The organism is Curtobacterium sp. NPDC087080 (genome assembly GCF_044745105.1).
Classification (GTDB): domain Bacteria; phylum Actinomycetota; class Actinomycetes; order Actinomycetales; family Microbacteriaceae; genus Curtobacterium.
The window spans coordinates 523,506-545,250 of sequence record NZ_JBIUZP010000003.1; the positions used below are offsets into that span (position 1 = coordinate 523,506).

The window sequence follows — 21,745 nt, forward strand, 5'->3', positions numbered from 1 at the left end:
AACGTGCAGGATGTCGTTTCGAGCACGTGAATCAGTGCACGGTGCACAGCGGCACGGCTGAGAGAGCGACGAGGGCCGTCAGGGGTCCGGGAACGACGAAGGCCCCGCCGCAGTGCGACGGGGCCTTCTCAGATGTGCGCTCGAAGGGACTCGAACCCCCAACCTTCTGATCCGTAGTCAGATGCTCTATCCATTGAGCTACGAGCGCATCCGGTCTTGCGACCGATGCTGGCCTTGCGGCCGTGGAAGACTCTACAACAGGTGCGGCGCGGAACGCCAATCGAGCCGCGCCGCACGGAGCCCTCGGCGTGTCGCAGGGTCAGGCGACGGTCGGCTCCTCGTCGAACACCTCGGCGAGGAACACCTGCAGCGCCTGCCACGAGCGACGGTCGGCACGCTCCTGGTACTGCGCCCCGTGGTCCGGCGCGTCGGTGCCCGGCACCGCGAACGCGTGCATCGCACCCGAGTAGGTCACCACCTGCCAGTCGACCGACGGCACGGCACGCATCTCGTCCTGCCACTCGGCCACCTTCGTGTCCGGCACCATCGGGTCCGCTCCCCCGGTGAGCACGAGGAGCTTCGCCCGGATCGCGGACGCGTCGGACGGCTCGTGCACGATCAATCCGCCGTGGAACGACACCGCACCGGCCAGGTCGACACCGGTGCGCGCGAGCTCGATCGCACCGGACCCGCCGAAGCAGTACCCCATGACGACGATGCGGGAGTGGTCGACGTCGGGGTCCTCGCGCAGCCGGTCGAGCCCGGCGGTCAGCCGTGCGCGGAACAGCGGCAGGTCCTGGTAGTACGAACCCGCGACCTCGCCGGCGGTGTCGTCGCCGGGGCGGACGCCCTCGCCGTAGACGTCGGCACCGAACGCGACGTAGCCGAGCCGGGCGAGCATGGTCACCCGGGCCTCGACGTGCTCGTTGACGCCGTGCCAGTCGTGGATCACGAGGACCGCGGGTCGGGGCCCCGACACGGCGTGGTCCTTCGCCAGCACACCGAGGAGTGCGGTGCCCTCGTGGTCGTAGCGGACGGGCTCGACGCGGACGTCGGAGCCGGCGGGAGCGGGGACGGTGGACAGGACGTCGTCGGTGGTCTTCACGTCACCGGACGCTACGCCGCGCGACCGGCGGACGGACGGGAGGCGCGGTGCCAGCCGGCACCGCGCCTCCCGTCCGCCACCTGGCCAGCAGGCCGACGCGGCGTCAGCAGTCGATGTTGTCCCAGCTCTCAGGACCGGCCGAGCCGGCCGCGTACTCGTCGAGCGGCGCCTTCCCGTCGCGCCACGCCTGCAGGAACGGCTCGACGACCTTCCAGCCCTGCACCGCGCTGTCGCCGCGCACCGACAGGGTCGCGTCCCCCTCGAGCACGCCGGCGAGGACCTCGCCGTAGGCGCTGAGCCGACCCGGGTTGAAGGTCACCGACAGGGCCGTGTGGTCGATCGTGTACGGGTCGCCCGGGCCGTTCACGTTGAGCTCGAGCTGCATCTCGTCGGGGGCGATCCAGATCCGCAGCTTGTCCGGCCGCTCGGCACCGGACAGACCGTTCGGCACGTGCGGCGAGTCCTTGAAGGTGATGACGATCTCGCGCCGCTGCTGCTCGAGCGCCTTGCCGGACCGCAGCGTGAAGGGCACGCCGGCCCACCGCCAGTTCGCGACCTCGAGGGTCAGCTGCGCGAGGGTCTCGGTGCCGAGCGACGGGTCCACGCCGTCCTCGTCGACGTAGGACGGCAGTTCGCGCTCGCCGATCGTCCCCGCCGTGTACCGCGCTCGCTTGCCGGCGGCGACGACGTTCCCGCCCCACGGCCGTACGGCGCGGAGCACGAGCTCCTTCTGCGTGCGGAGGTCGTCGGCGTCGATGGACGCCGGGGCCTCCATCGCGACGACGGCCATCACCTGCAGCAGGTGGCTCTGGATCATGTCGACCAGCGCACCGGCCTTGTCGTAGTAGCGCGCGCGGCCCTCCAGCCCGAGGGTCTCGTCGTAGACGATGTCGACGCGGTCGACGTGCGCCGACGAGAGCAGCGGCTCGATGATGCGGTTCGCGAAGCGCAGTCCGAGCAGGTTGAGGACCGTGGAGCGACCGAGGAAGTGGTCGACGCGGTGGATCCGCTCCTCGGGCAGGAACGAGTGCAGCACGTCGTTGAGGTGCTCGGCGCTCTCGGCGTCGGTGCCGAACGGCTTCTCGAGCGCGAGGCGGGTGCCCGACGGCAGGTCGAGGCCCTTCAGGACGGCGCAGCTCTGCTCGGTCACGGCCGGCGGGAGCGCGAAGTAGATCGCCGGGTCATGGTCGCACGCGTCGAGCAGTGCCTCGAGGTCGTCGGCGTCGGTGACGTCCGCCTTGCGGTAGGTCGAGGCCTCGATGACCTCGACGAGCCGCCTGCTGAGCTTCTCGCCGCCGTCGTGGGCGCCCTCGTCCTCCTCGTTCTTCGACGCCTGCGCGTTCTCGAACGACGTGCGCACCTGCGCCTTCCAGTCCGCGTCGGAGATGTCCTCGACCCCCGCCCCGACGAGCTGGACCTCCCAGTCGTCCTTGACCTCGAGGAGGGTGGCGAGACCGGGCAGCAGCAGGCGCTTGGACAGGTCGCCGCTGGCTCCGAGGATGAGCAGGCTGGTCTGGAGGCTCGACATGCCCCCGACGGTACTCACGCGTTCCGGCGCGCGGCCGGGTTGCGTCGGTACGGTGGGGCGAGTCCGGCGCGAGGGAGCACCATGAGCAGTGGGTACGGAGGGCGGCGCATCCGCGTCGCCGTGGTCGGCACCGGGATGATCGCCGGGGTGCACGCCCGGGCCGCACGGGCCGCGGGCGCCGAGGTCGTCGGGGTGCTCGGACGGACGCCGTCCCGCTCGGAGCAGGTCGCCGCGCAGCTCGACGTGCCCCGCGGCTACGCCTCGCTCGACGAGGTGATCGCCGACGCCCCCGACGTCGTGCACGTCTGCACGCCGAACGACCAGCACCACCCGCAGTCGATGGCGGTGATCCGTGCCGGCATCAACGTCGTGTGCGAGAAGCCCCTCGCGATCAGCGCCGAGCAGGCCGCCGAGCTCGTGGCCGCCGCCGACGAGGCCGGCGTGGTCGCCACCGTGCCGTTCGTGTACCGCTACCACCCGGCGGTCCGCGAGATCCGGGGGCGCATCGCCGCCGGCGAGCTCGGACGACTGCTCGCCGTGCACGGGCACTACCTGCAGGACTGGATGCTCGACGAGGACGCCTCCAGCTGGCGCGTCGACGCGGGTGCCGGCGGGGTGTCCCGCGCGTTCGCGGACATCGGCTCGCACTGGTGCGACCTGGTCGAGTTCGTCACGGGAGAGCCGTTCCGGTCGGTGAGCGCGGCGACCGACATCGTCTACCCGACCCGCCCGGCGGCGTCCGGCCCGTCGTTCTCCGGCTCGCCGGACCCCGACCCGGTCGCCGACGCCGGGCGGCGGGACGAGGTGACGACCGAGGACACCGCGGTCGCCACCTTCCGCACGGCCGCCGGACGGATCGGCAACGTCGTCATCTCGCAGGTCGCGGCGGGACGGAAGAACCGGCTGTGGTTCGAGGTGGACGGAACCCTCGGTTCGGCGGCGTTCGACCAGGAGCAGCCCGAGACCGCGTGGTTCGGCAACGAGCGCGGCGCGCAGATCGTCGTCCGCGACCCGTCGCAGGGCGTCCCGGACCAGCGGCGTCTGGCGGTCGTGCCGGCCGGGCACCCGCAGGGGTACCTCGACGCCTTCGCGGCCTTCGTCGCCGACACCTACGCCGCGGTCCGTGCCGAGGGCGACCGGTCGGCCTGGCCCGAGGGGCTCCCGACCTTCGCCGACGGCGCCCGGGCTGCGTCCGTGATCGAGACCGTCGTGGCCAGCGCTGCCGACGGCACCTGGCACGCGATCTGACACCTGCGCACCGGGGACCGTCCTGCGGACGACCCGAGCTCGGTGTCGGCGAGCTGGTCTGCTCACCGACACCGAGCTCGGCGACCGTCCTGCTAGGCGCGGCGACGACGGAGCAGCAGCCCGCCGAGCACCGCGAGGCCTGCGAACACCACGGCACTGATCGGCAGCACCGCGCCGGTGAACGCCAGTTCCTCGGGCGTCGCGTCGAGTGACGCGGTGACCTCGGCTGTGGCCGTCACCCCGTGCTCGTTCGCGACGCTGTACCGGATCGGGGTCGCCGTGCCGGAGAAGTCCGCCTCTGGCTCGAAGCGCACCTCGGCGTCGTCGAGCGACACCGCCCATCGGCCCTCACCGGGAACCGTGACGGAGAGGCCGTCCTTCGGCGCCGTCGCGTCTCCGCCCTCTGGCGCGAGGACGCGGAGGGTGCGGGGGTCGAGCGCCCCACCGCGGACCGGCTCGTCGTTCGCGAGCGGCTCGACGGTCAGCGTGTGCCCCTGCTGTCCGCGAGCCGAGTCGTCCCGCAGACCGAGGTCGGCCTCGACGACGTCCACGTGCACCGCCGCTGAGACCCGGGTGCCGTTGGCGTCCTCGACCGCGTACGTCGCGGTGGCCGTCCCGACGAACCCGGTCTCCGGCGCGAAGCGGATCCGGTGCTCGTCCGTGACGGTCCAGGTGCCCTGGCCCTCGGCCGTCTGCTCGGTCTCGTCGTCCGCCGTGCTCGACACCAGGGCCAGGCTCTCGGCATCGATCGGGGTGGCCGGACGGCCCGCACGGTCGTTGCCGAGGACGTCCATCGAGATCGGAGCGCCCTGGTCGGTGGTGGCGTCGTCGGGCTCCGTCACCGGCACGACCGCCGTGACGGTGACGTCGACTGTCGAGTCGGTCGTCGTGCCGTTCCCGTCGGCCACGCGGTACGTCGCCGAAGCGGTGCCCGTGAAGGTTCGGACCGGGGCGAAGTGCACGCCGAGTCCGTCGATCGTCCAGGTCCCCACGTCGGGCTGGTCGAGCGTCTCGACCGGCTGGTCGGCCTCGACGAGTGCGAGCGTGGCGGGGTCGAGCGACACGTCCGGGTCGCCCGCTAGGTCGTTGTCGAGGACGGGCACCGTGACGGCATCGGACTGCTCGGTCGCGACCGCGTCGGGCATCGCGACCGGGGTGACCGGGTCCACCGTCACCGTGAGGGTGGCGGTGGCGGGAGTGCCGTTGGTGTCACGGACGGTGTAGTCGATCGAGGCCTCACCGGTGAAGGGCTTCGCGCCGGTGAAGCGGATCTTGCCATCGACGACCTCGAAGGTGCCGACTCCTTCGACCTCGCCGGCGCCGTTCAGCGACAGCGTCGACCGGTCCAGGTCGACCTCCTCGCCCCCGGCGACGTCGTTGGCGAGGACGTCCGTGGTGACCGTGCCACCCTGACGCACCGTCGCGGTGTCCGCGGCCGCGACCGGGGTGACCGGGTCCACCGTCACCGTGAGGGTCGCCGTCGTCCGGGTGCCGTCCACGTCCGCGATGCTGTAGGTGACCCGCGAAGTAGTACCCGAGAACGAGGATGCAGGAACGAAGCGGATCCCGCCGTCGGCGATCGAGTACGTCCCTTCGCCGCTGACCTCGAGGTCCTCGACAAGTCCGGACGCGCCCTGGAGCCGGAGTGACCCGGGATCGAGCGGAGTGCGGGGGTTACCCGCCGCGTCGTTGCTGAGGACGTCCGCGGCGACCGCGCGCCCTTGCGAGGTCGACACCTGGTCATCCGCGGCGACGGGCTCGACAGCGGTCACGACGACCTCCGCAGTGCCTTGCGCCGTCTGCTTGATGCTGTCCTGGATCCCGTAACGGACCGGCCCGATCGTGCCGACGAAACCTGCAGCGGGCGTGAACCGGAGCTCACCGTCCCGTACCGCAACCGTTCCGCCGTCGACTTCGACCACGTCGACCGGCTTGCCCGAGCCGTCGAACACCGTGAGCGATTCGGTCTCGAAGGTCGTTCCGGCGACGGCGCTCGGGTGATCGTTCGCGAGGACGTCGACGTCGATCGGGGTGTTCTGACCCGTGGTCGACCTGTCGTTCGTCGTGACGGGAGCGGGACGGGTGAGGCCAGTCGTGTAGCTCTCGGTCTCACCGCTCGTCGCCAGTCCGTCAGGAGAAGCGACCTGGTTCGCGGACGAGGCCGTCCGCGCCCGGATGTGCAGGTCACCGCTCGCCACGTCGTCGGGAACGGTCCACTCGACGCTCGCGGCAGCATCGCAGGAACCCGTCACTCGTTCGTCCGGAGAGAACTTCCCGTCATGGTCCCAGTCTGCCCATGCTGCGACCGCGGCCCCGGTTCCGGAGCACTGCACTGGGATCCGGACCCGCTGCCCGGGCCAGGTCGTGATCGATGCCGGGACGGTGAGTCCGTCATCGGTGCTGGCGTCCTCACCGAACCGGGGCGTGATCGGCTGGAGGGTCGCGAGTCCGAAGGAGTCCTCAGAGACTGCAGTCCCACCAGCGCTGAGCGCGTCGCCACCACTCCACCTCGGCTGTTGGAGGTGGAGGGCACCACCGAAGCTGTCCGGAGCGTCGGAGCGGCTCGTCGTCATCACCACTCCGAGCGCGATGGCCGAGAGCCCGCCGCCCTTCAGCTCCACGGAGGAAGCACTCGTGGCACCGTCGAGGAAGGCGACCGTCGAGGGACCGGACGAACAGCTCGCCGTGTACGGGCTCTCGATCTTGAGGCGGTTGGTGGCGTCGACTGACGCGATGTTGGAGTTGTCACACTCCGCATCCCGGAAGCGGTCGATGATCCGCCACGTCGCGGACGAGGGAGCGGTCGCGGCGACGTACTCACCCGTGCGCGATTGTTCAGCGTCGGCGATGACGAGGCCTCCGAGCGGGAGCGCTTCGCCGTTGACCGTCGCCGAGCAGGAGAAGTCGAAGGTCACCGTGCTGCCGTCGACCTCGTTGGCCAGCGCGTTCACCAACGTGTTCGACCTGCCGGTACCACCGACGTTGTAGAGATCGTCGAGGGCGTCACCCTGCCACTCCCCAGAGCGGTACGCCTTGAGGGTTCCGCCTCGCTGCGGCCCGATCACACAGGTGAGGTCGACCTCCTGGCCACCGAGGTCGATCCGCTCCGTCTTCGTGAACCCATCGGCCGGCACCGTCTCGCCGTTGGCGCCGAAGTCCATCCACTGGATCTGCTGGACGAAGCGCCCTTCCCCGCCGGTGGCCTCCTGCGCGGTGGCCGGGACCGCCGAGAGAACGACGGCGCTCCCGGCCGCGAGCGCCGTTGCCGTGACGGCTGCCACGGCTCGCTTGCGACGTGTCTGCATGATGCTGCCCTTCTGTAGTATCCATAAAATATACCACATGAATATTCAGGTCCCGCGTCGACGTGCCTGAGTGCGTACAGGAACGGCCGAGCACCGTGGGTGCATGAGCACGACCGTGAGCGACTTCGTCATCGACCGCATCAAGGCATGGGGCGTCTCGCGCGTCTTCGGCTACCCGGGCGACGGGATCGGCGCGTTCGACGGGGCGCTCGGCAAGGCCGACGGCAGCGACCGCGAGCTCGAGTACGTCCGCCCGACGCACGAGGAGATCGCCGCGCTGATGGCGACCGCGCACGCGAAGTTCACCGGCGAGGTCGGGGTCTGCGTCGCGACCTCGAGCCCCGGTGCGTTCCACCTGCTCAACGGCCTGTACGACGCGCAGATGGACAACCAGCCGGTCGTCGCGATCGTCGGGCAGCAGGGCCTGGCATCGATCGGATCGTTCACCCAGCAGGAGTCGAACCTCGAGCGTGTGTTCGCCGACGTCGCCTGCTACGTGGAGACCGTCGCCACGCCGGACGCGGTCGGTGTCGTCGTCGACACGGCGTTCCGCACCGCGATGCTCCGGAAGCAGCCGGCGGTCGTCGTGCTCCCCCACGACGTGCAGGCGATGGCGTACGAGGCCCCGGCCGCCGAGCACTGGGTGTCCCGGTCGAGCGACGTCGCCCCGTCGACCCGCATCGTCCCGCCGCAGGACCAGATCGCCCGCTTCGCCGAGATCCTGAACGCCGGGGAGCGCGTGACCTTCCTGGTGGGCGCCGGTGCGCGCGGTGCCACGGACCTGGTGCTCGAGGCCGCCGAGAAGACCGGCGCGGGCATCATCACGGCGCTCCGCGGCAAGGACGTCGTTCCCTCCGACGTGCCGTACCACACGCAGCAGGTCGGGCTCCTCGGCTCGCGCCCGAGCCTGACGCAGATCAAGGAGTGCGACACGATCGTGCTCCTCGGCTCGAACTACCCCTACGGCGAGTACCTGCCGGCCTCCGGCCAGGCGCGCGGGGTGCAGGTGGACATCAAGCCCGAACAGATGGGCCTGCGGTACCCGACGGAGCTCAACCTCTGGGGCGACGTCGGTGCGACGCTCGAGGCGGTGATGCCGCTGCTGCGCGACAAGCAGGACACCGCGTGGCAGGACAAGCTCGCCGGCGAGATGCGCGAGTGGGAGGCGGAGATGCACCGCCAGGCCGAGGTCGCGTACGACGACGGCGTCAACCCGCGACGCGTCATCCGCGCCGTGAACGAGCGGCTGCCGGAGGGCGTCACCGTCACCTGCGACGCCGGGACCACGGCCGACTGGTACGGCCACCACATCCGGCTCCGCCGCGGCATGCACGGCGACATGTCCGGTCGTCTGGCGACGATGCTCGCCGCGATGCCGTACGCCGTCACCGCGAAGTTCGCCTTCCCGGACGCCCCGGCGGTCTGCACGATCGGCGACGGCGCGTTCCAGATGCTCGGCATGAACGAGCTCATCACGGTGAAGAAGTACATGGCCCAGTGGCCGAACCAGCAGCTCGTCATCGTCGTCATGCACAACGACGACCTCGGCCAGGTCTCGTGGGAGATGCGGACCGAGGACGGCAACCCGATGTGGTCCGGCTCGCAGGACGTCGAGTCGATGGACTACGCCGGGTACGCGCGGCTGCTCGGCTTCGAGGGCATCGCGGTCCACCGCGACGACGAGGTCGAGGCGGCGGTCGAGCGGGCGTTCGCGAACCCGGGCGTGACGCTCATCGACGCGTACGTCAGCCGCAACGTGCCGCCGCTGCCGCCGCACATCACCGCCGAGTACGCCGTCAACACCGCGAAGAGCCTGCTCAAGGGCGACCCGGCGGAGCTCGGCGTCATCAAGGACTCGGCGAAGGCGATGGCGGCCGAGGCGGTCGAACGGGTCAAGGGCGCACTCGGGCGCGACTGACGCCGTGACCGCATCGGCGTCTGTCCCCCGAACGGGAGGAACGTCCCCCGTGGTGTGAACAACACGTGACGTGTTGCGGCAACACCTGGCGCGTTGCCTGTGGGGTTTCGTAGGTTCGGCGCCGATGAACGCTCACACTCCCCCGCGTCGCCGGCGCCTGGCCGGGGCCGCCGCCCTGGTCGCCGCCGGCGTCCTCACCGCCCTGACCGTCCCGTCCGCCGCCCTCGCCGCCGAGGGCGACACGACGATCGACCTGTACAACGTCAACGACTTCCACGGCCGCATCGCGAAGTCGATCTCCCAGACCGACGGCAAGCCGACCCCGCGCGACGGCGACGCCGCCGGCGCGGCGACCCTCGCCGGAGCGCTCGAGCAGCTCCGCGGCGCCGACCCCTCGACGTCCGCCTTCGTCAGCTCCGGCGACAACATCGGTGGTTCGACCTTCGAGTCCTTCATCCAGGACGACCAGCCGACCATCGACGTCCTCAACCAGATGGACCTGTCGGTCAGCGCCATCGGCAACCACGAGCTCGACAAGGGCCAGGACGACCTGCGCGACCGCGTGATCGGCGGCCAGGGCGAGGGCGTCCGTGCGGCACGGTGGGACTACGTCTCCGCGAACATCCTCGACTCGACGACGGGGAAGCCCGCGTTCCAGCCGTACTCGATCCAGGAGATCAGCGGCAAGCGTGTCGGCTTCATCGGCGCGACGGTCGACCTGGTCGGTCAGGGCCTCGTCGCCCCGGACGGCATCGCGGGCCTCGAGATGGGCGACATCACGACCGAGGTGAACAAGGTCGCCGCCCAGCTCACCGACGGAGAAACGGCGAACGACGAGGCCGACGTCCTCGTGCTGCTCGTGCACGACGGCGCCGAGTCGCCGACGCCGGTCACCCCGTCGTCCAGCACGGACTTCGCCCGCGCGGTCTACGGCGTCACCCCGAAGGTCTCGGCGATCCTCTCCGCGCACACCCACCAGACGTACGCGTACTCGGTCGTCCCGACCGGCGGCACCGTCGCCCGTCCGGTGATCCAGACCGGCTCGTACGGCTTCAACCTCGGCCACGTGCGACTCACCGTCGCCGCGGACGGCACCGTGACCGCAGCGGCGCCCGAGAACCTGCGCCTGGTCGACGGCACGTACACGCCCGACCCCGCCGTCCAGGCGACCGTCGACGCCGCCGTGAAGGAGGCCGACCGTCTCGGCGCCGTCGAGCTCGGCACGGTGGACCGTGACCTCAAGCGCGCCGTGCAGTCGCCGAACGCAGAAGGACTGCGCAGCGAGAACCGGGGCGGCGAGTCCACCCTCGGCAACTTCGTCGCCGAGGTCCAGCGCGACCAGACCCAGCGCCAGGGCTCGCAGATCGCCTTCATGAACCCGGGCGGTCTCCGAGCCGACATCGCCTCCGGTGCGGTCACCTACAAGGAGGCCGCGGTCGTCCAGCCGTTCGCGAACACGCTCGTCGTGCTCGACCTGACCGGCGACCAGGTCCGCCGCGCCCTCGAGCAGCAGTGGCAGCCGACCACCGCGAGCCGCCCGTTCCTCAAGCTCGGCGCCTCCGCCGGCTTCAGCTACACGTACGACCCGCTGGCCTCGGCCGGCGAGCGCATCACGAGCATGACGCTCGACGGCCAGCCGATCGAGTCCGACCGCACCTACAAGGTCACGGTGAACTCGTTCCTCGCGACCGGCGGCGACAACTTCGGCGCCTTCAAGGAGGCAGCCGCCAAGCAGGACAGCGGCATGGTCGACCTCGAGGCGCAGGTCCAGTACTTCCGCGCGCACCCGACCGTCGCCGTCCAGGAGGACCAGCGGTCCGTCGGCGTCCGGGTCTCCGAGGCACCGACCGGCGGCTTCGGCCCCGGTGACGCCGTCCGCATCGACCTGTCGTCCCTGACCTTCAGCAACGCGGCCGACCAGGGCGGCACCGTCGCGGTCAGCGCCGGCGGTCAGGAGCTCGCGACCGCCGAGGTCGACACGACGGTCGTGGACACCACCGACGAGCAGGGTCGCGCGACCCTCGAGTTCACCGTGCCCGGGGCGCCCGCCGCGAACACGGAGCCGACCGCCCCGACGACCGCTGCCCGGGTCGCCGCCCTCGCGGCGCCCACCGCGACGACCGACGAGCCGCTCGTCCTCACCCTGCCGAACGGGCAGACCGTGACCCTCGCGGTGACGATCCCGGTCGAGACGGCCGTCGAGCCGGAGCCGGGCACCGGCGAGCCGACCGACCCCGGCGCCCCCGGTAGCGGCCTACCGGGCAGCGGTGCCGGAGCCGGCATCGGTTCCGGCACGGGCTCCGGCGTCGCGGACGCCGGTCGACCGGGTGCCGCCCGCGGCGACCTGGCGTTCACCGGCGCCGACCTGGTGCTCCCGGGCATCGCCGCCGGCGTCCTGCTGCTCGCCGGCACCGTGGCACTCGTGCTCGCACGCCGGAAGCGCACCGTCGAGGACGGGCCGGTCCTGACGGACTGACACCGCGCCTCCCGGCCGGAGCACCGACCGAGGCCAGTACAGCGCGACGGGCCGCCCCACCATGCGGGGCGGCCCGTTCCGCTGTCCGATCCCGGACGGCCACTGCCCCACGCCGGCCTCGCGAGGTACGCTCCCCCTGTCGCACCGCGATGCGCCGTGCCGGGTCGTCCCCCAGGGGGCGGACGGTGGTTCCGTCCGCCGGACTCCGCGGCGCGGGTGCTCTCCGTCTCCAGGGAAACGACGGAGGGCACCCACCTCCTGCCTGCGGCGGATCAGTGGAAGAGCTGCTCCCCGATGTACGAACCCTTGCGCGGTGCGGGCGGCACGGCGAACACACCGGACCCGATGTGCGACACGTACTCGTTCAACCGGTCGGACGCCCCGAGCTTCCGCTGCAGACGCGTGAAGTGCTCCGGGTCGTTCACGTAGGCCGCGAAGAGCAGTCCGGCGTCGAGCTGGCCGTACTGGTTCAGCCCGTCCGTGTAGTTGTACCCGCGGCGCAGGATCTTCACGCCGCCGTTGTTCTCGTGCGCCGCGAGGGCGACGTGCGAGCGCGCGTCGATCGCGGTCCCGTCCTCGGTGCCGTGCGGCGCCCGGGCGTGGAAGTCCGGCGTCGTGTGCTCGGTCCCGCCGGACAGGGGTGCGCCCTCGACCTTCGTCCGGCCGAACACCCGCTGCTGGTCGCTGACGACGTCGGCGTCCCAGGTCTCCAGGTTCATCCGGATCTTCCGCACCACCTGGTAGGTGCCGCCGGCCATCCACCCGGCGTCGTCGTCGAGCCACACGAAGCGGTCGTACTCGGCGTCGGTCGTGACGTTGCGCGTGCCGTCCTTGAAGCCCATCAGGTTGCGCGGCGTCGACTGCGTGGGACCGGCCGAGGCGCGACCGAAGCCGATCACGGTCCAGCGCACGGTCGCGGTGCCGCGGGCCATCCGCGCCAGGTCGCGCACCGCGTGGTACGCCACCTGCGGGTCGTCGGCGCAGGCCTGCAACGACAGGTCCCCGCCGGTCAGCTGCTCGTCGAGGCTGTCACTGGGCAGCGTCGGGATCGCGGCCAGGTGCGCCGGACGCTTCGCGGCGAGGCCGAAGCGCTCGTCGAACACCCCGGGGCCGAGCCCGACGGTGACGGTGAGCGAGGCCGGACCGAGGTCGAGCGCCTCGCCGGTGTCCGCACCGACGCCGTCGCCGTGCGCGGGCTCCACGCTGCCGATCGTCCGACCGGCCTGCAGCTGCGCGATCGCGGCCGACCAGCGGGCGAGCAGGACCTGCAGCTCGGTCGCGGTCGAGGCGGTCAGGTCGAACACCATGACGACGCAGTGCCGCTGCGGGGTCGTGCGGATCCCGCCCTGCGGCTGCCGGGCGGCGGTCGCGTAGAACGGGACGGACTGCGACAGGTCGATCGACTCGTCGCCGTTCGCCGCAGCCGTGAACGGGTCGACCCCGGTGGCGACGGCCGACCCGGCGACGCCCGCGACGGCGCCGACACCCGCACCGGCGGCCGCGATGCCCGCGCCGATCAGCCCGCGACGGGAGAACCGGGAGTCGTTCACGCGGTCGCGACCTTCTCGGCGAGGCGCGAGAGCGGGTCCTGCAGCGCCTGGACCTGCTGCGAGATGCGGTTGGCGTCCTCCGCCTTCGCGGCGTCGTCCCACGTGGCGAAGCCGCCGAGCGAGTCCGCGTCGCGGAAGCCGTCCATCAGGGTGTTCGTCGTGTCGAACTGGGTCGCGATCTGCTTCGTCAGCGCCGGGTCGACCTTCGTCAGGCCGGGCTTGAGGTACGCGAAGGCCTGCCGGGCACCCTCGACGTTGGCGGCGAGGTCGACGAGGTCGATGTGGCTGTACGCCTCCTCCTCCCCGGTGATCTTGTTCGACTGGACCTCCTCGAGCAGCCCGGCTGCCCCGTTCGCCAGGTCCTCGGGCTTGTACTCGATCGACGGCACGCGCTTCGCGAGGAGCTCGACGTCGGCGGTCAGGGCGGCCGCGGTCTCCTTCGTCGACGCGGTGATCGCGCCGGCCTGGAACAGGTCCTTCTCGACGGCGTGGAAGCCGCTCCAGCCGACGGCGTCGTCGAGGTTCGACGCGCGCATGTCGATCAGGTAGTCGAGGTTGCCGGCGTTGTCGGTGGCCGAGAAGCCCTGCTTCACGAAGCCGTCGACGTCGCTCTCGACGTGCTCGTAGAAGGGACGGGCCGCCGCGTAGTCGCGCTTCGCCGCCTCCAGGTCACCGGCGTCGACGTCGTGCTGCAGCTGCTGCACGGCCGCCACCATGTCGGTGACCTGGCCGTCGACGTAGGTCGCGTAGCCCTTCGCGCCGTCGGCGAGCAGGGTGGCCGCGCTGCTGTTCGCGGTCGACGCGGCCTTGCCGGTCACGGTGAAGTCGGTGAGCTCGTGCTCGGCGCCCGGGCAGTACACCTGGTACTCCCCACCGCTCAGCGTGGCCGTGAAGCGGACGGCGTCGAGCCCGGGGGCGAGGTTCTCCTTCTCGCCCAGGATGCGCTGGTCCTGCAGGAGCTCCACCTCGGTGATGGCGGTGGACGACTCGTTGTGCACGGTGAACGTGACGGGGCCCGCGGGGACCTTCGTGGTCGACACGGCGCAGGCGTCGGACCCGTCGTTCGTCAGGGTGATGGTGACGCGGGAGACCTTCCCGGTGCCGCTCGAGGCGTCGTCGGCGGGCGATCCGGCGGAGCAGCCGGTCAGCGCGAGGGCGGTGGCGGTGCCGAGGGCGCCGAGGGCGCCGAGGACGATCAGGGGGCGGGCGGCCAGGGGGTGGGCGGCGCGGGTGCGGGCGGTCCTACCGAACGGCATGGTCGAGGCTCCTTGCAGGGACGTCGGCGGGCGGTCCGCGCGACGGGTCGGTTCCGGGGGTGGTGGTCGGTGGGGCGACCGCACGACGGCGGTCGCGGAGGGCGAGCAGCGCCTGGGCGGCCGCGGCGAACAGGAGCACGACCGGCAGCCAGGTGTCCCAGAGCCGCAGCTCGGCAGCGCGGGTGTGCGCGGCGGCCAGGTCCGCGGCCGCGCGGTCGACACGGTCCGTCGGCACGGCCCACACCGTGCGTTCCAGCGTGGTGGTCCGGGCGGCCGGGAGGCCCCCACCGCTCAGCGTGAGCACGTCGCGTTCCGAGCGGGTCGCGTCCAGGACGCCCCCGCCGACGGTGGTCAGCGCGACGGTGTCGCGGACGGTCCACCGGGCCGCGAACGGCCCGGGGTTCGTGCTCGGCGAGATGCCGACGGGGACCCGACCGAACAGGCCGACGAGGTCGTCGAGCGTCAGCGACGTCGGACGCTCGGTCGCCGGGACGTCCTCGGTGACCTGCCAGCGGTCGGCGGCGGTACCGAAGCGGGTCACGCGGCGGTGGGACGACGCGGGGAGGGTGGTGCGCGACTCCCGGCCGGTGCCGGTGACGCGCAGGACGGCGGTTGCACCGTCGACGTCGGCCGTGACGGAGCGCGCGTCGCCGGAGACCGTGGTCGTGCGCGGCAGGTCGACGCCCGTGCTCGGGACGGCCAGGGCCAGGACGACCGCCGTGGCCGCGAGCCCGGCGGCGACCGCAGCACGGACCAGCGGGACGCGGGCGACCGACGGTCGCCAGCGGCGCGGCCAGACCGCGATCGCCAGGACGGGCACGACGTAGAGGAGCCAGCCGGCCACCTCGATCACACGCGGGTCGGCGGGGATGCCGAGCACGCCGGTGACCAGGGCGCCGCGGAGCGACCCGTTCGGGGCGAGCCAGCCGAGGTCGACGGTGCGCTGCTGGCCGACGACGATCCAGCCGGCCTCGTGCGCGTGCCGCAGCGCGGTCAGCACGAGGCCGCCGGCGACGAAGACGAGGAAGACGCCGGTGCCGGTGAAGAACCGGCCGAGGTCGAGGCGGACGCCACCGGTGTAGATGCCGTACCCGATCGCCACCGCGACGGCGATGCCGACGACCGCGCCGAGGGCGGCCGAGCCGGTGTCGGACGACGCCTGGAAGGTCGCGAGGAGGAAGACCGAGGTCTCGAAGCCCTCCTTGAGGACGGCGAGGAACGCCATGCCGGCGAGGGCCCACGCCGTGCCGCGACCGAGCGCGGCCGAGGCGCTGGCCTGCAGGTCCCGCGACAGCGTGCGCGCGTGGGTGCGCATCCAGACGATCATCCCGGTGACGAAGACCACCGCGACGGCGCCGATGATCGTCTCCATGCCCTCCTGCTGGGCCTGCGGCAGGGCCTGCTCGACGAGCTGCAGCCCGAAGCCGACGGCGATGCTCAGCGCGACCGCGAGCCCGACGCCGACCCACATCGGGGCGAGGGGTGCGCGGTTGCGACGGAGGAACGCGGCGATGATGCCGACGATGAGCGTCGCTTCGAGGCCTTCGCGGAGGCCGATGACGAGTGTGGCGATCATGGCGAAGGTGAGGCTAACCTAACCCGGTCGCGACTCGCCACTCCTGCGGTGTGGGGTTTGATGGTTCTCATGAACGTGCTGACCCCGGAGGCCCTGGCGTCGGTCACCAACGTGCTCGACCTCGCAGGCGTGTTCGCCTCGGCACTGCTGGGCGGATCGCTCGCGCGCACGATGGACTTCGACCTGTTCGGGTTCCTCGTGGTCGGCTTCGTCTCCGGGCTCGGCGGCGGCATGCTCCGCGACACCCTGCTGCAGAACGGCCCGCCGGTCGCGCTCGTCGACCCGCTGTACCTGCCGGTGGCGATCGCCGGCGCGCTGGTCGCGTTCCTCGTGTCGTTCTCGGAGCTCACGTGGGACCGGCTCTTCACCGTGCTCGACGCCGCCGTCATCGGGTTCTGGTCCGTGGTCGGGGTGCAGCGCACCTTCGACGCCGGGCTCGGCTGGCCCGCCGCCATCATCATGGGCACCATCACCGCGGTCGGTGGTGGGGCGATGCGCGACCTGCTGCTCCGGCGTGTGCCCGCGGTGTTCGGCGGGAACGCGCTGTACGCGACCGTGGCCGTCGCAGCGTCCGCGGTGATGGTGGTGGCCTCGTACCTCGGGTCGCCGTCGATCGGCATCATCGCCGCGATCGTGCTGTCGCTCGGACTCCGGTACGGCGCCGTGAAGCGCGGGTGGGGCCTGCCGAACGGCCGCGAATGGCAGCCGAAGTCGACGCTCGGCGCACTGCTGCAGCGCGGACGGCGGCTCCGGCCGGACGCGATCCGGCTGCTCCGTCGCCCCGGACGCCGGACCGGCCGCGGGGCCGTCCGCAGCGAGCGGGACACGCCCGACGACACCTGAGCAGTGCGCGGCGGCGGTTCCGTCGGTGGTCTCGCCGGCCGCTCCGCCGCGGTGACGTCCGACCGTCCCCGGAGCGCGGGACCGGGGGCATCGGGGCCCCTGCGCGGTACCATCGCTACCGCCGGGTATCGACCCGGTGACCACCGTCCTCGACGCACCGACACGACCCGAACGTGGCGGTCCACCGAGCGACGGGGCCGGGGGCCCCGCTGGTGCCGCGCGTGATCACGACGCGCGGCGCGGCAGGACCTCGAGGGTCGCACCGGACCCGGTGCGGCACGGCCCGCGCGCCACCGACGCGCGGGGATCGACAGGACGGCGCACCACCGTCCACGACGACGATCACGGACCAGGACCCATGCGCGACGACGCCTCATCCCCCAGTCCCAGGACACCCCGCTCCGAGGTGCGCGAACGCCTGCTCGTCGCCGGTGCGGACGTGTTCGCCGAGTCCGGCGTGCACGGCGCCCGGCTCGACGACGTCGCCGCTCGGGCCGGCTTCAGCAAGGGGGCCGTCTACTCGAACTTCTCGTCGAAGCAGGACCTCGTCGCCCAGGTCATGCAGCGCTCGACGAACCGGATCCTCGCGGCACTGCAGGAGGTCGTGCGCGAGGACGTCGGCGCCGCGAGGATCGCCGACGTCGTCCGGGCGGCCTTCGGGCGGTACGACCAGGGTCGGCAGTTCGCCCTCGTGTCCGAGCTCCGCGGCTACGCCCTGCGGCACCCCGAGTTCATGCCCGAGTTCGTCCGCCAGCGCCGCGAGCTGCAGGACGGCGTGCTCGAGCTGGTCCGGACGTGGTTCGGGGCGCACCCGGAGGTCGAGCCGGGCATGCCGCTCGAGGACTTCGCCGTGCTGCTCGTCGGCGCCAACGTGGGGATCGTGTTCGACGGGCCGGCGCTGCCCGGGGTGAACCCGGGCGACGTGATCGCGAGCCTGGTGGACGCGGTGGTACGCCCGCGGCGCTGACGCCCGGCGCTGCGCGGCGGCCGGCTCGCGGCGGCCGCCCGGCCGCCGCAGCGCCCGGCGGCACCGCGCGGGGCGGCGCGCCGCGCCAGCGGCCGTCCGCACAACCGGAAGCACGTCGCGCCACGTGATTCCGCGGCGCGACGTGCTCCCGGTTGTGCGCACGCCTGCGACACAACGCGGCGCACAGGCCGGGGCCGGTGCCAGCGCCGCCGCAGCGCGCGTGCGCCGCACGCCGGCCGGGCCGGCACCGCCGGCTCGCGGCGGCTACGCCGCACGGCGGCTCCGCCGCCCCTCGTGCGACCAGGCGGACGAGGGCAGCAAGCTCGGCGGGAACAGGCGCGACCGGGCCACGCGCGCCCGCGGGACGGACGCGTCGAGGGCGACCCGAGCCTCCAGGACGGCCCGTCGGAGCGCTTCGGTGTCCACACCAGCCGCGCCCTCCGCGGCGAAGCGCTCGAGGTCGACCGCGTCCACGATGCGCGTCAGGTGCGGGAGGACGGTGACGGGCACGATCCCGGCGAGACGCCCGAGCACGGCGCGCGCCGTCCGGGCTGCGGCGGCGGCGTCACCCGGCGGTGCGAGCCCCGGTGCGTACCCGTGGTCGGCGACGTCGTCGAGCACCTCGCGCCAGGCCTGCAGGGCGGGCGAGCGTCCGGCGCGGACAGCGGCGACCCGACGACGTCGGCGGACGACCCGGACGACGCCGGGCGCGACGAGCACGGCGAGCAGGAGCAGCAGACCGACGGCCAGGCCGGCGGCACCCGGGCCGGTGGAGCCGCCCGTCGTGGCGGCCGCTCCCGGCTCGGTCGAGGCCGAGGGGGTCGGGGTCAGCGAGGCCTCGGCGGGAGCCGTCTCGCCCGGGGCCGGCAGCGGTGTCTCCGACGGCGCCGGAGCCGGGGCCGCCGACGACTCGGTGCCTGCCTGGGCAGCGGCGTCCGAGCTCGGGGTCGGTTCGAAGGACACCCATCCGGCGCCACGGATGTACAGCTCGGGCCACGAGTGCAGCTGGCGGTTCGAGACCGTGTACTCGCCGTCCTCGGTCTGGTCGCTGCTGGCCCGGTACCCGACCGCGATGCGTGACGGGATCCCGAGCGTGCGGGCCATCACCGCCATCGACGACGCGAAGTGCACGCAGTACCCCTGCCGGACGCGCAGGAACGTGTCGATCACGTCCATGCTGTCGCCGTCGTAGCCCTGCTCGACCGGGGCGGTCTCCGAGTAGGTGAACAGGTCGCTCCGGAACCACTGCTCCAGGGCACGTGCCCGGGCGTAGTCGTTCGGCAGGCCACCGGCCACCCGCTGCGCGGCCTGCCGGATGTCGCGCGGGAGGTCCTTCGGCAACGCCAGGTCGGTACGGAGCTGGGCGTCGCTCGGCGCGGTGAAGCCCCGACCGTCGGTACGCCCGAGGATCCCGCTCGCGGCGATCGCGTCGAGGTACTCACCCGACCAGGTGGAGGCGCCGAACACCTGGTACGTCGAACCGCGCTGGGTCACGGGGCCGGTCGACCGGACGGTGTTCGAGTCCCCCATCCAGCGCCACTGCGACAGGTCGAGGTTCGTCGACTGCGACTCGACCGAAGCGGCTCCGCCGGGCACGGGCAGGTAGTTGCTCGACAGCCCGGTGATCTGCACCGTCAGGTCGCCGCGGCTCGCCAGGCGGGGGTTGATGCCGACCGCCCACTGCTGCCGGTCCGCGGTCTCCGCGTCGGTGGCATCGGTGACCGTCGGTACCCAGTCGCCGGTGCCGAACTCGTCGAGGTCGGCGAGCTTGAGGTACTCCGGCTGCCCGTCGGCGGTGCGGTAGCGGAACACCTCGAGCTCGTTCGGCTGGCGCAGGTCACGGCCGAGTTCGAGCAGGGTGCCGGGACGACCCGGCTGGATCGGGGCCTGCAGCGCACCGGTCACCCCGGACAACCAGCTGGCGTTGATCGGGACGAGCACCGGGAGCCCGACGGCGACGACGAGCCCGATGGCACCCACCACGGCGGCGGGGAACGCCCGTTGCACCGGTCGGACGGACAGCCACAGGAGCCCGAGGAACGCGACGCCCACCAGGACGACGAGCACGGGCGACGCGGGCTCCCCCGTCACGACACCGGGCACGATGAGCACGACGAGCGCGGGCACGGCGGCGAGCGCGACGGTCGGGGCGATCGCGGCCAGGAACAGGGACACCCCGGCGACCCAGCCGATCGCGATCGTCACGATCAGTCGGATCGCGTCGGTCTGCGGCAGCGGCGCGGGGTTGAGCCGGATGGCGGCGAGCGCCTCGCCGAGGGCGCCCTCGCGGTCGAGCCAGCCGAGCGGGTGCACGTCGTTCGCGACGGCGGCGACGCAGGACCCGACCACCAGTGCGACGACCAGGGCGATGAAGCGCACGCCCGGAGCGCGTCGGCGGACGGCGAGCACGACGGCGACGAGCACCGCGGCGAAGACGACACCGGACACCCACCAGGCGGTGCCCTGCACGAGCGGTCGCATCGAGAGCGCCGCGATCAGCACGGGCAGCGGCGCGAGGGCGACGACCCACGGGGCCGGGGCGTCGGGCCGCTCGGCCGGACGTCCGGGGCGTTCGGAGCCGGCGGGCGTGCGGGAGCGGTCGGCGATCGCGGTCCCGCCCGCCGGACGTCCCCCGCTCACCGGGTGTCCCCCGCTCACCGGGCGCTCCCCTGCGACCGGGTACCGGCGACCGGCACGACGAGGGTCCGCCAGCCGGCGCGGTCGAGGATGCCGCGCACCACGGGGTCCGGCGGCACGATCGTAGCGAGGATGCCGCGGCTCGATCCGCTCGTCGCGGCGACGAGCTCGGCGGCCTGCTCGGCGGTGCACCGGCCGGTGACGACGGCGGTCATGCCGTGGACGTCGCGGCCGTGGACCTCGGGCAGGACCTCGGTGACGGGACGGGCGTCCGAGCGGACCCGGACGTCGGCGAGCCCGACCAGCACGTCGGTCAGGCTGCCGACGTCGCCGGTGTGCCGATCGGCCCGCGGGGTGTCGTCGCTCACGAGCACCACGCGCGAGGTCCGCGCACTGAGTGCCCGGGCGACGCTCGCGGCGACGACGACCGCGTGCTCGAACGCGGCGTCGCCACCGAGGTCGCTGAGCTCGGCGAGGTCGTCGCGGCCGAGCGCCTGGTAGGACTCGCGTCGGACGTCGATCGCGATGACGGCCTCCGGCGGTTGCGCCTGGGTGGTCTGGCGGACGTGGAGCTCACCGCGTCGGGCGCTCTGGGCCCAGTGCACGCGACGGATCGGGTCGCCCTGCCGGTAGGGCCGGAGCTCGCTGTCGTCGGCGGAGCCGCCCTGGCCGACACGGCCCTCGTCCGCCGACACGGCACCCGCGAGCGCCCCGGTGTCGATCGCGCCGAGCGTGGTGGAGGCGGGCACGACCACGAGCTCCTCGGCGGGGACGACCGGGCGGTCGATGCGCAGCAGCCCGAACGGGTCCTCGACACGGATGGTCACCGGGCCGACCAGGGTGCGCCCGCGGTGCATCGCCAGGGCCTCGACGTCGAGCACCGCCGGCGGCTCGTTCGGACCGACCAACGCGTACGTCTCGGCGTCGGACACGCTCGCGAGGGCGTCCTCGAGCTGCTCGCGCACGAGCAGCGTCGTCCGCGGTCCGATCGGCAACGAGGTCCCCCGCAGCGTGATCCGTTCGCGGTGGACCTCGCCGACCTGGACGACCGCACGGGCCGTCGTCCGGGTGGCCCGCAGCGGTGCGGCGACGACGAGCGCCATCACGATCCCGAGCACGAGCAGCACGAGCAGCAGGAGGCCGGCGGAGACGGCGATGCTCGTCGTGGCGACGAGACCGCCGCCGACCAGGGCGACGCCCGACCCGAGCACCGTCCACCCCCGGGCGGTCGGCCGCGGGAACGGCGTGCGCCGGAGCATCGCTGCACCGCGTCGGCCGGTCCGGAGCACCCACGACCGAACCGCGCCGGCCCGCAGCGCGGTCGTCGAGGGCCCTC

At 72.8% G+C, this 21,745-nt stretch carries 13 protein-coding genes and 1 tRNA gene; 5 read left to right on the forward strand and 9 right to left on the reverse strand.

What is annotated here, in order from left to right; all coding sequences use genetic code 11:
* Positions 1-135 precede the first annotated feature (135 nt).
* The 3 genes from ACIPEQ_RS10745 to ACIPEQ_RS10755 form a co-directional block, all read right to left on the reverse strand.
* Positions 136-208: transfer RNA gene (locus ACIPEQ_RS10745), tRNA-Arg, on the reverse strand.
* A 111-nt stretch (positions 209-319) separates the two neighbouring features.
* Positions 320-1,105: a dienelactone hydrolase family protein gene (locus ACIPEQ_RS10750; protein ID WP_402715133.1), complete on the reverse strand. Its 786-nt coding sequence runs from the start codon at positions 1,103-1,105 to the stop codon at positions 320-322.
* A gap of 103 nt (positions 1,106-1,208) precedes the next feature.
* Positions 1,209-2,633 carry a glucose-6-phosphate dehydrogenase gene (locus ACIPEQ_RS10755; protein ID WP_402715134.1) on the reverse strand — a complete coding sequence of 475 codons (1,425 nt, stop codon included), beginning with the start codon at positions 2,631-2,633 and terminating at the stop codon, positions 1,209-1,211.
* Between the two features lie 81 nt (positions 2,634-2,714).
* On the opposite strand from ACIPEQ_RS10755, the gene ACIPEQ_RS10760 reads away from it, so the two are divergent.
* On the forward strand, positions 2,715-3,881 hold the full coding sequence (locus ACIPEQ_RS10760) for a Gfo/Idh/MocA family protein (RefSeq protein ID WP_402715135.1): 1,167 nt from the start codon (positions 2,715-2,717) through the stop codon (positions 3,879-3,881).
* 92 nt (positions 3,882-3,973) lie between these two features.
* Here the strand turns inward: ACIPEQ_RS10760 and ACIPEQ_RS10765 are convergent, their stop codons facing one another.
* Positions 3,974-7,186 (reverse strand): CshA/CshB family fibrillar adhesin-related protein, encoded by a 3,213-nt coding sequence (locus ACIPEQ_RS10765; protein ID WP_402715136.1) that lies wholly within the window; start codon positions 7,184-7,186, stop codon positions 3,974-3,976.
* Between the two features lie 103 nt (positions 7,187-7,289).
* On the opposite strand from ACIPEQ_RS10765, the gene ACIPEQ_RS10770 reads away from it, so the two are divergent.
* Entirely contained in the window at positions 7,290-9,104 is a 1,815-nt protein-coding gene (locus tag ACIPEQ_RS10770; RefSeq protein ID WP_402715137.1) for a thiamine pyrophosphate-requiring protein, read from the forward strand.
* 124 nt (positions 9,105-9,228) lie between these two features.
* On the forward strand, positions 9,229-11,580 hold the full coding sequence (locus ACIPEQ_RS10775; protein ID WP_402715138.1) for a bifunctional metallophosphatase/5'-nucleotidase: 2,352 nt from the start codon (positions 9,229-9,231) through the stop codon (positions 11,578-11,580).
* A 272-nt stretch (positions 11,581-11,852) separates the two neighbouring features.
* Here ACIPEQ_RS10775 and ACIPEQ_RS10780 read toward each other — a convergent pair whose 3' ends face one another.
* Genes ACIPEQ_RS10780 through efeU form a run of 3 tightly spaced genes read right to left on the reverse strand, consistent with a single transcriptional unit; the run spans position 11,853 to position 15,962 of the window.
* On the reverse strand, positions 11,853-13,130 hold the full coding sequence (locus tag ACIPEQ_RS10780; RefSeq protein WP_402715139.1) for a Dyp-type peroxidase: 1,278 nt from the start codon (positions 13,128-13,130) through the stop codon (positions 11,853-11,855).
* Complete coding sequence (gene efeO, locus ACIPEQ_RS10785; RefSeq protein WP_402715140.1) at positions 13,127-14,386, reverse strand: iron uptake system protein EfeO; 1,260 nt, start codon at positions 14,384-14,386, stop codon at positions 13,127-13,129. The genes ACIPEQ_RS10780 and efeO overlap by 4 nt, the downstream gene beginning before the upstream one ends.
* Positions 14,373-15,962, reverse strand: a complete 1,590-nt coding sequence (gene efeU, locus ACIPEQ_RS10790) for an iron uptake transporter permease EfeU (RefSeq protein WP_402715141.1) — start codon at positions 15,960-15,962, stop codon at positions 14,373-14,375. Before efeU ends, efeO begins: the two co-directional genes overlap by 14 nt.
* A gap of 69 nt (positions 15,963-16,031) precedes the next feature.
* Here efeU and ACIPEQ_RS10795 point away from each other — a divergent pair, with 69 nt between their 5' ends.
* The gene (locus ACIPEQ_RS10795; RefSeq protein ID WP_126892617.1) at positions 16,032-16,805 is read left to right on the forward strand and encodes a trimeric intracellular cation channel family protein; all 774 of its coding nucleotides are present in this window, start codon (positions 16,032-16,034) and stop codon (positions 16,803-16,805) included.
* A gap of 358 nt (positions 16,806-17,163) precedes the next feature.
* The gene (locus ACIPEQ_RS10800; protein ID WP_402715142.1) at positions 17,164-17,772 is read left to right on the forward strand and encodes a TetR/AcrR family transcriptional regulator; all 609 of its coding nucleotides are present in this window, start codon (positions 17,164-17,166) and stop codon (positions 17,770-17,772) included.
* 264 nt (positions 17,773-18,036) lie between these two features.
* On the opposite strand, the gene ACIPEQ_RS10805 is transcribed toward ACIPEQ_RS10800, so the two are convergent.
* Positions 18,037-20,430, reverse strand: a complete 2,394-nt coding sequence (locus tag ACIPEQ_RS10805; RefSeq protein WP_402715143.1) for a transglutaminaseTgpA domain-containing protein — start codon at positions 20,428-20,430, stop codon at positions 18,037-18,039.
* Complete coding sequence (locus ACIPEQ_RS10810; RefSeq protein ID WP_402715144.1) at positions 20,427-21,668, reverse strand: DUF58 domain-containing protein; 1,242 nt, start codon at positions 21,666-21,668, stop codon at positions 20,427-20,429. The genes ACIPEQ_RS10805 and ACIPEQ_RS10810 overlap by 4 nt, the downstream gene beginning before the upstream one ends.
* Positions 21,669-21,745 lie beyond the last annotated feature (77 nt).

Excerpts from the sequence above, each read along its gene's own strand:
- ACIPEQ_RS10755 (WP_402715134.1), bottom strand. The coding sequence starts at position 2,633 with ATGTCGAGCCTCCAGACCAGCCTGCTCATCCTCGGAGCCAGCGGCGAC.
- ACIPEQ_RS10760 (WP_402715135.1), top strand. The coding sequence starts at position 2,715 with ATGAGCAGTGGGTACGGAGGGCGGCGCATCCGCGTCGCCGTGGTCGGC.
- ACIPEQ_RS10765 (WP_402715136.1), bottom strand. The coding sequence starts at position 7,186 with ATGCAGACACGTCGCAAGCGAGCCGTGGCAGCCGTCACGGCAACGGCG.
- ACIPEQ_RS10770 (WP_402715137.1), top strand. The coding sequence starts at position 7,290 with ATGAGCACGACCGTGAGCGACTTCGTCATCGACCGCATCAAGGCATGG.
- ACIPEQ_RS10775 (WP_402715138.1), top strand. The coding sequence starts at position 9,229 with ATGAACGCTCACACTCCCCCGCGTCGCCGGCGCCTGGCCGGGGCCGCC.
- efeO (WP_402715140.1), bottom strand. The coding sequence starts at position 14,386 with ATGCCGTTCGGTAGGACCGCCCGCACCCGCGCCGCCCACCCCCTGGCC.
- efeU (WP_402715141.1), bottom strand. The coding sequence starts at position 15,962 with ATGATCGCCACACTCGTCATCGGCCTCCGCGAAGGCCTCGAAGCGACG.
- ACIPEQ_RS10795 (WP_126892617.1), top strand. The coding sequence starts at position 16,032 with ATGAACGTGCTGACCCCGGAGGCCCTGGCGTCGGTCACCAACGTGCTC.
- ACIPEQ_RS10800 (WP_402715142.1), top strand. The coding sequence starts at position 17,164 with ATGCGCGACGACGCCTCATCCCCCAGTCCCAGGACACCCCGCTCCGAG.
- ACIPEQ_RS10810 (WP_402715144.1), bottom strand. The coding sequence starts at position 21,668 with ATGCTCCGGCGCACGCCGTTCCCGCGGCCGACCGCCCGGGGGTGGACG.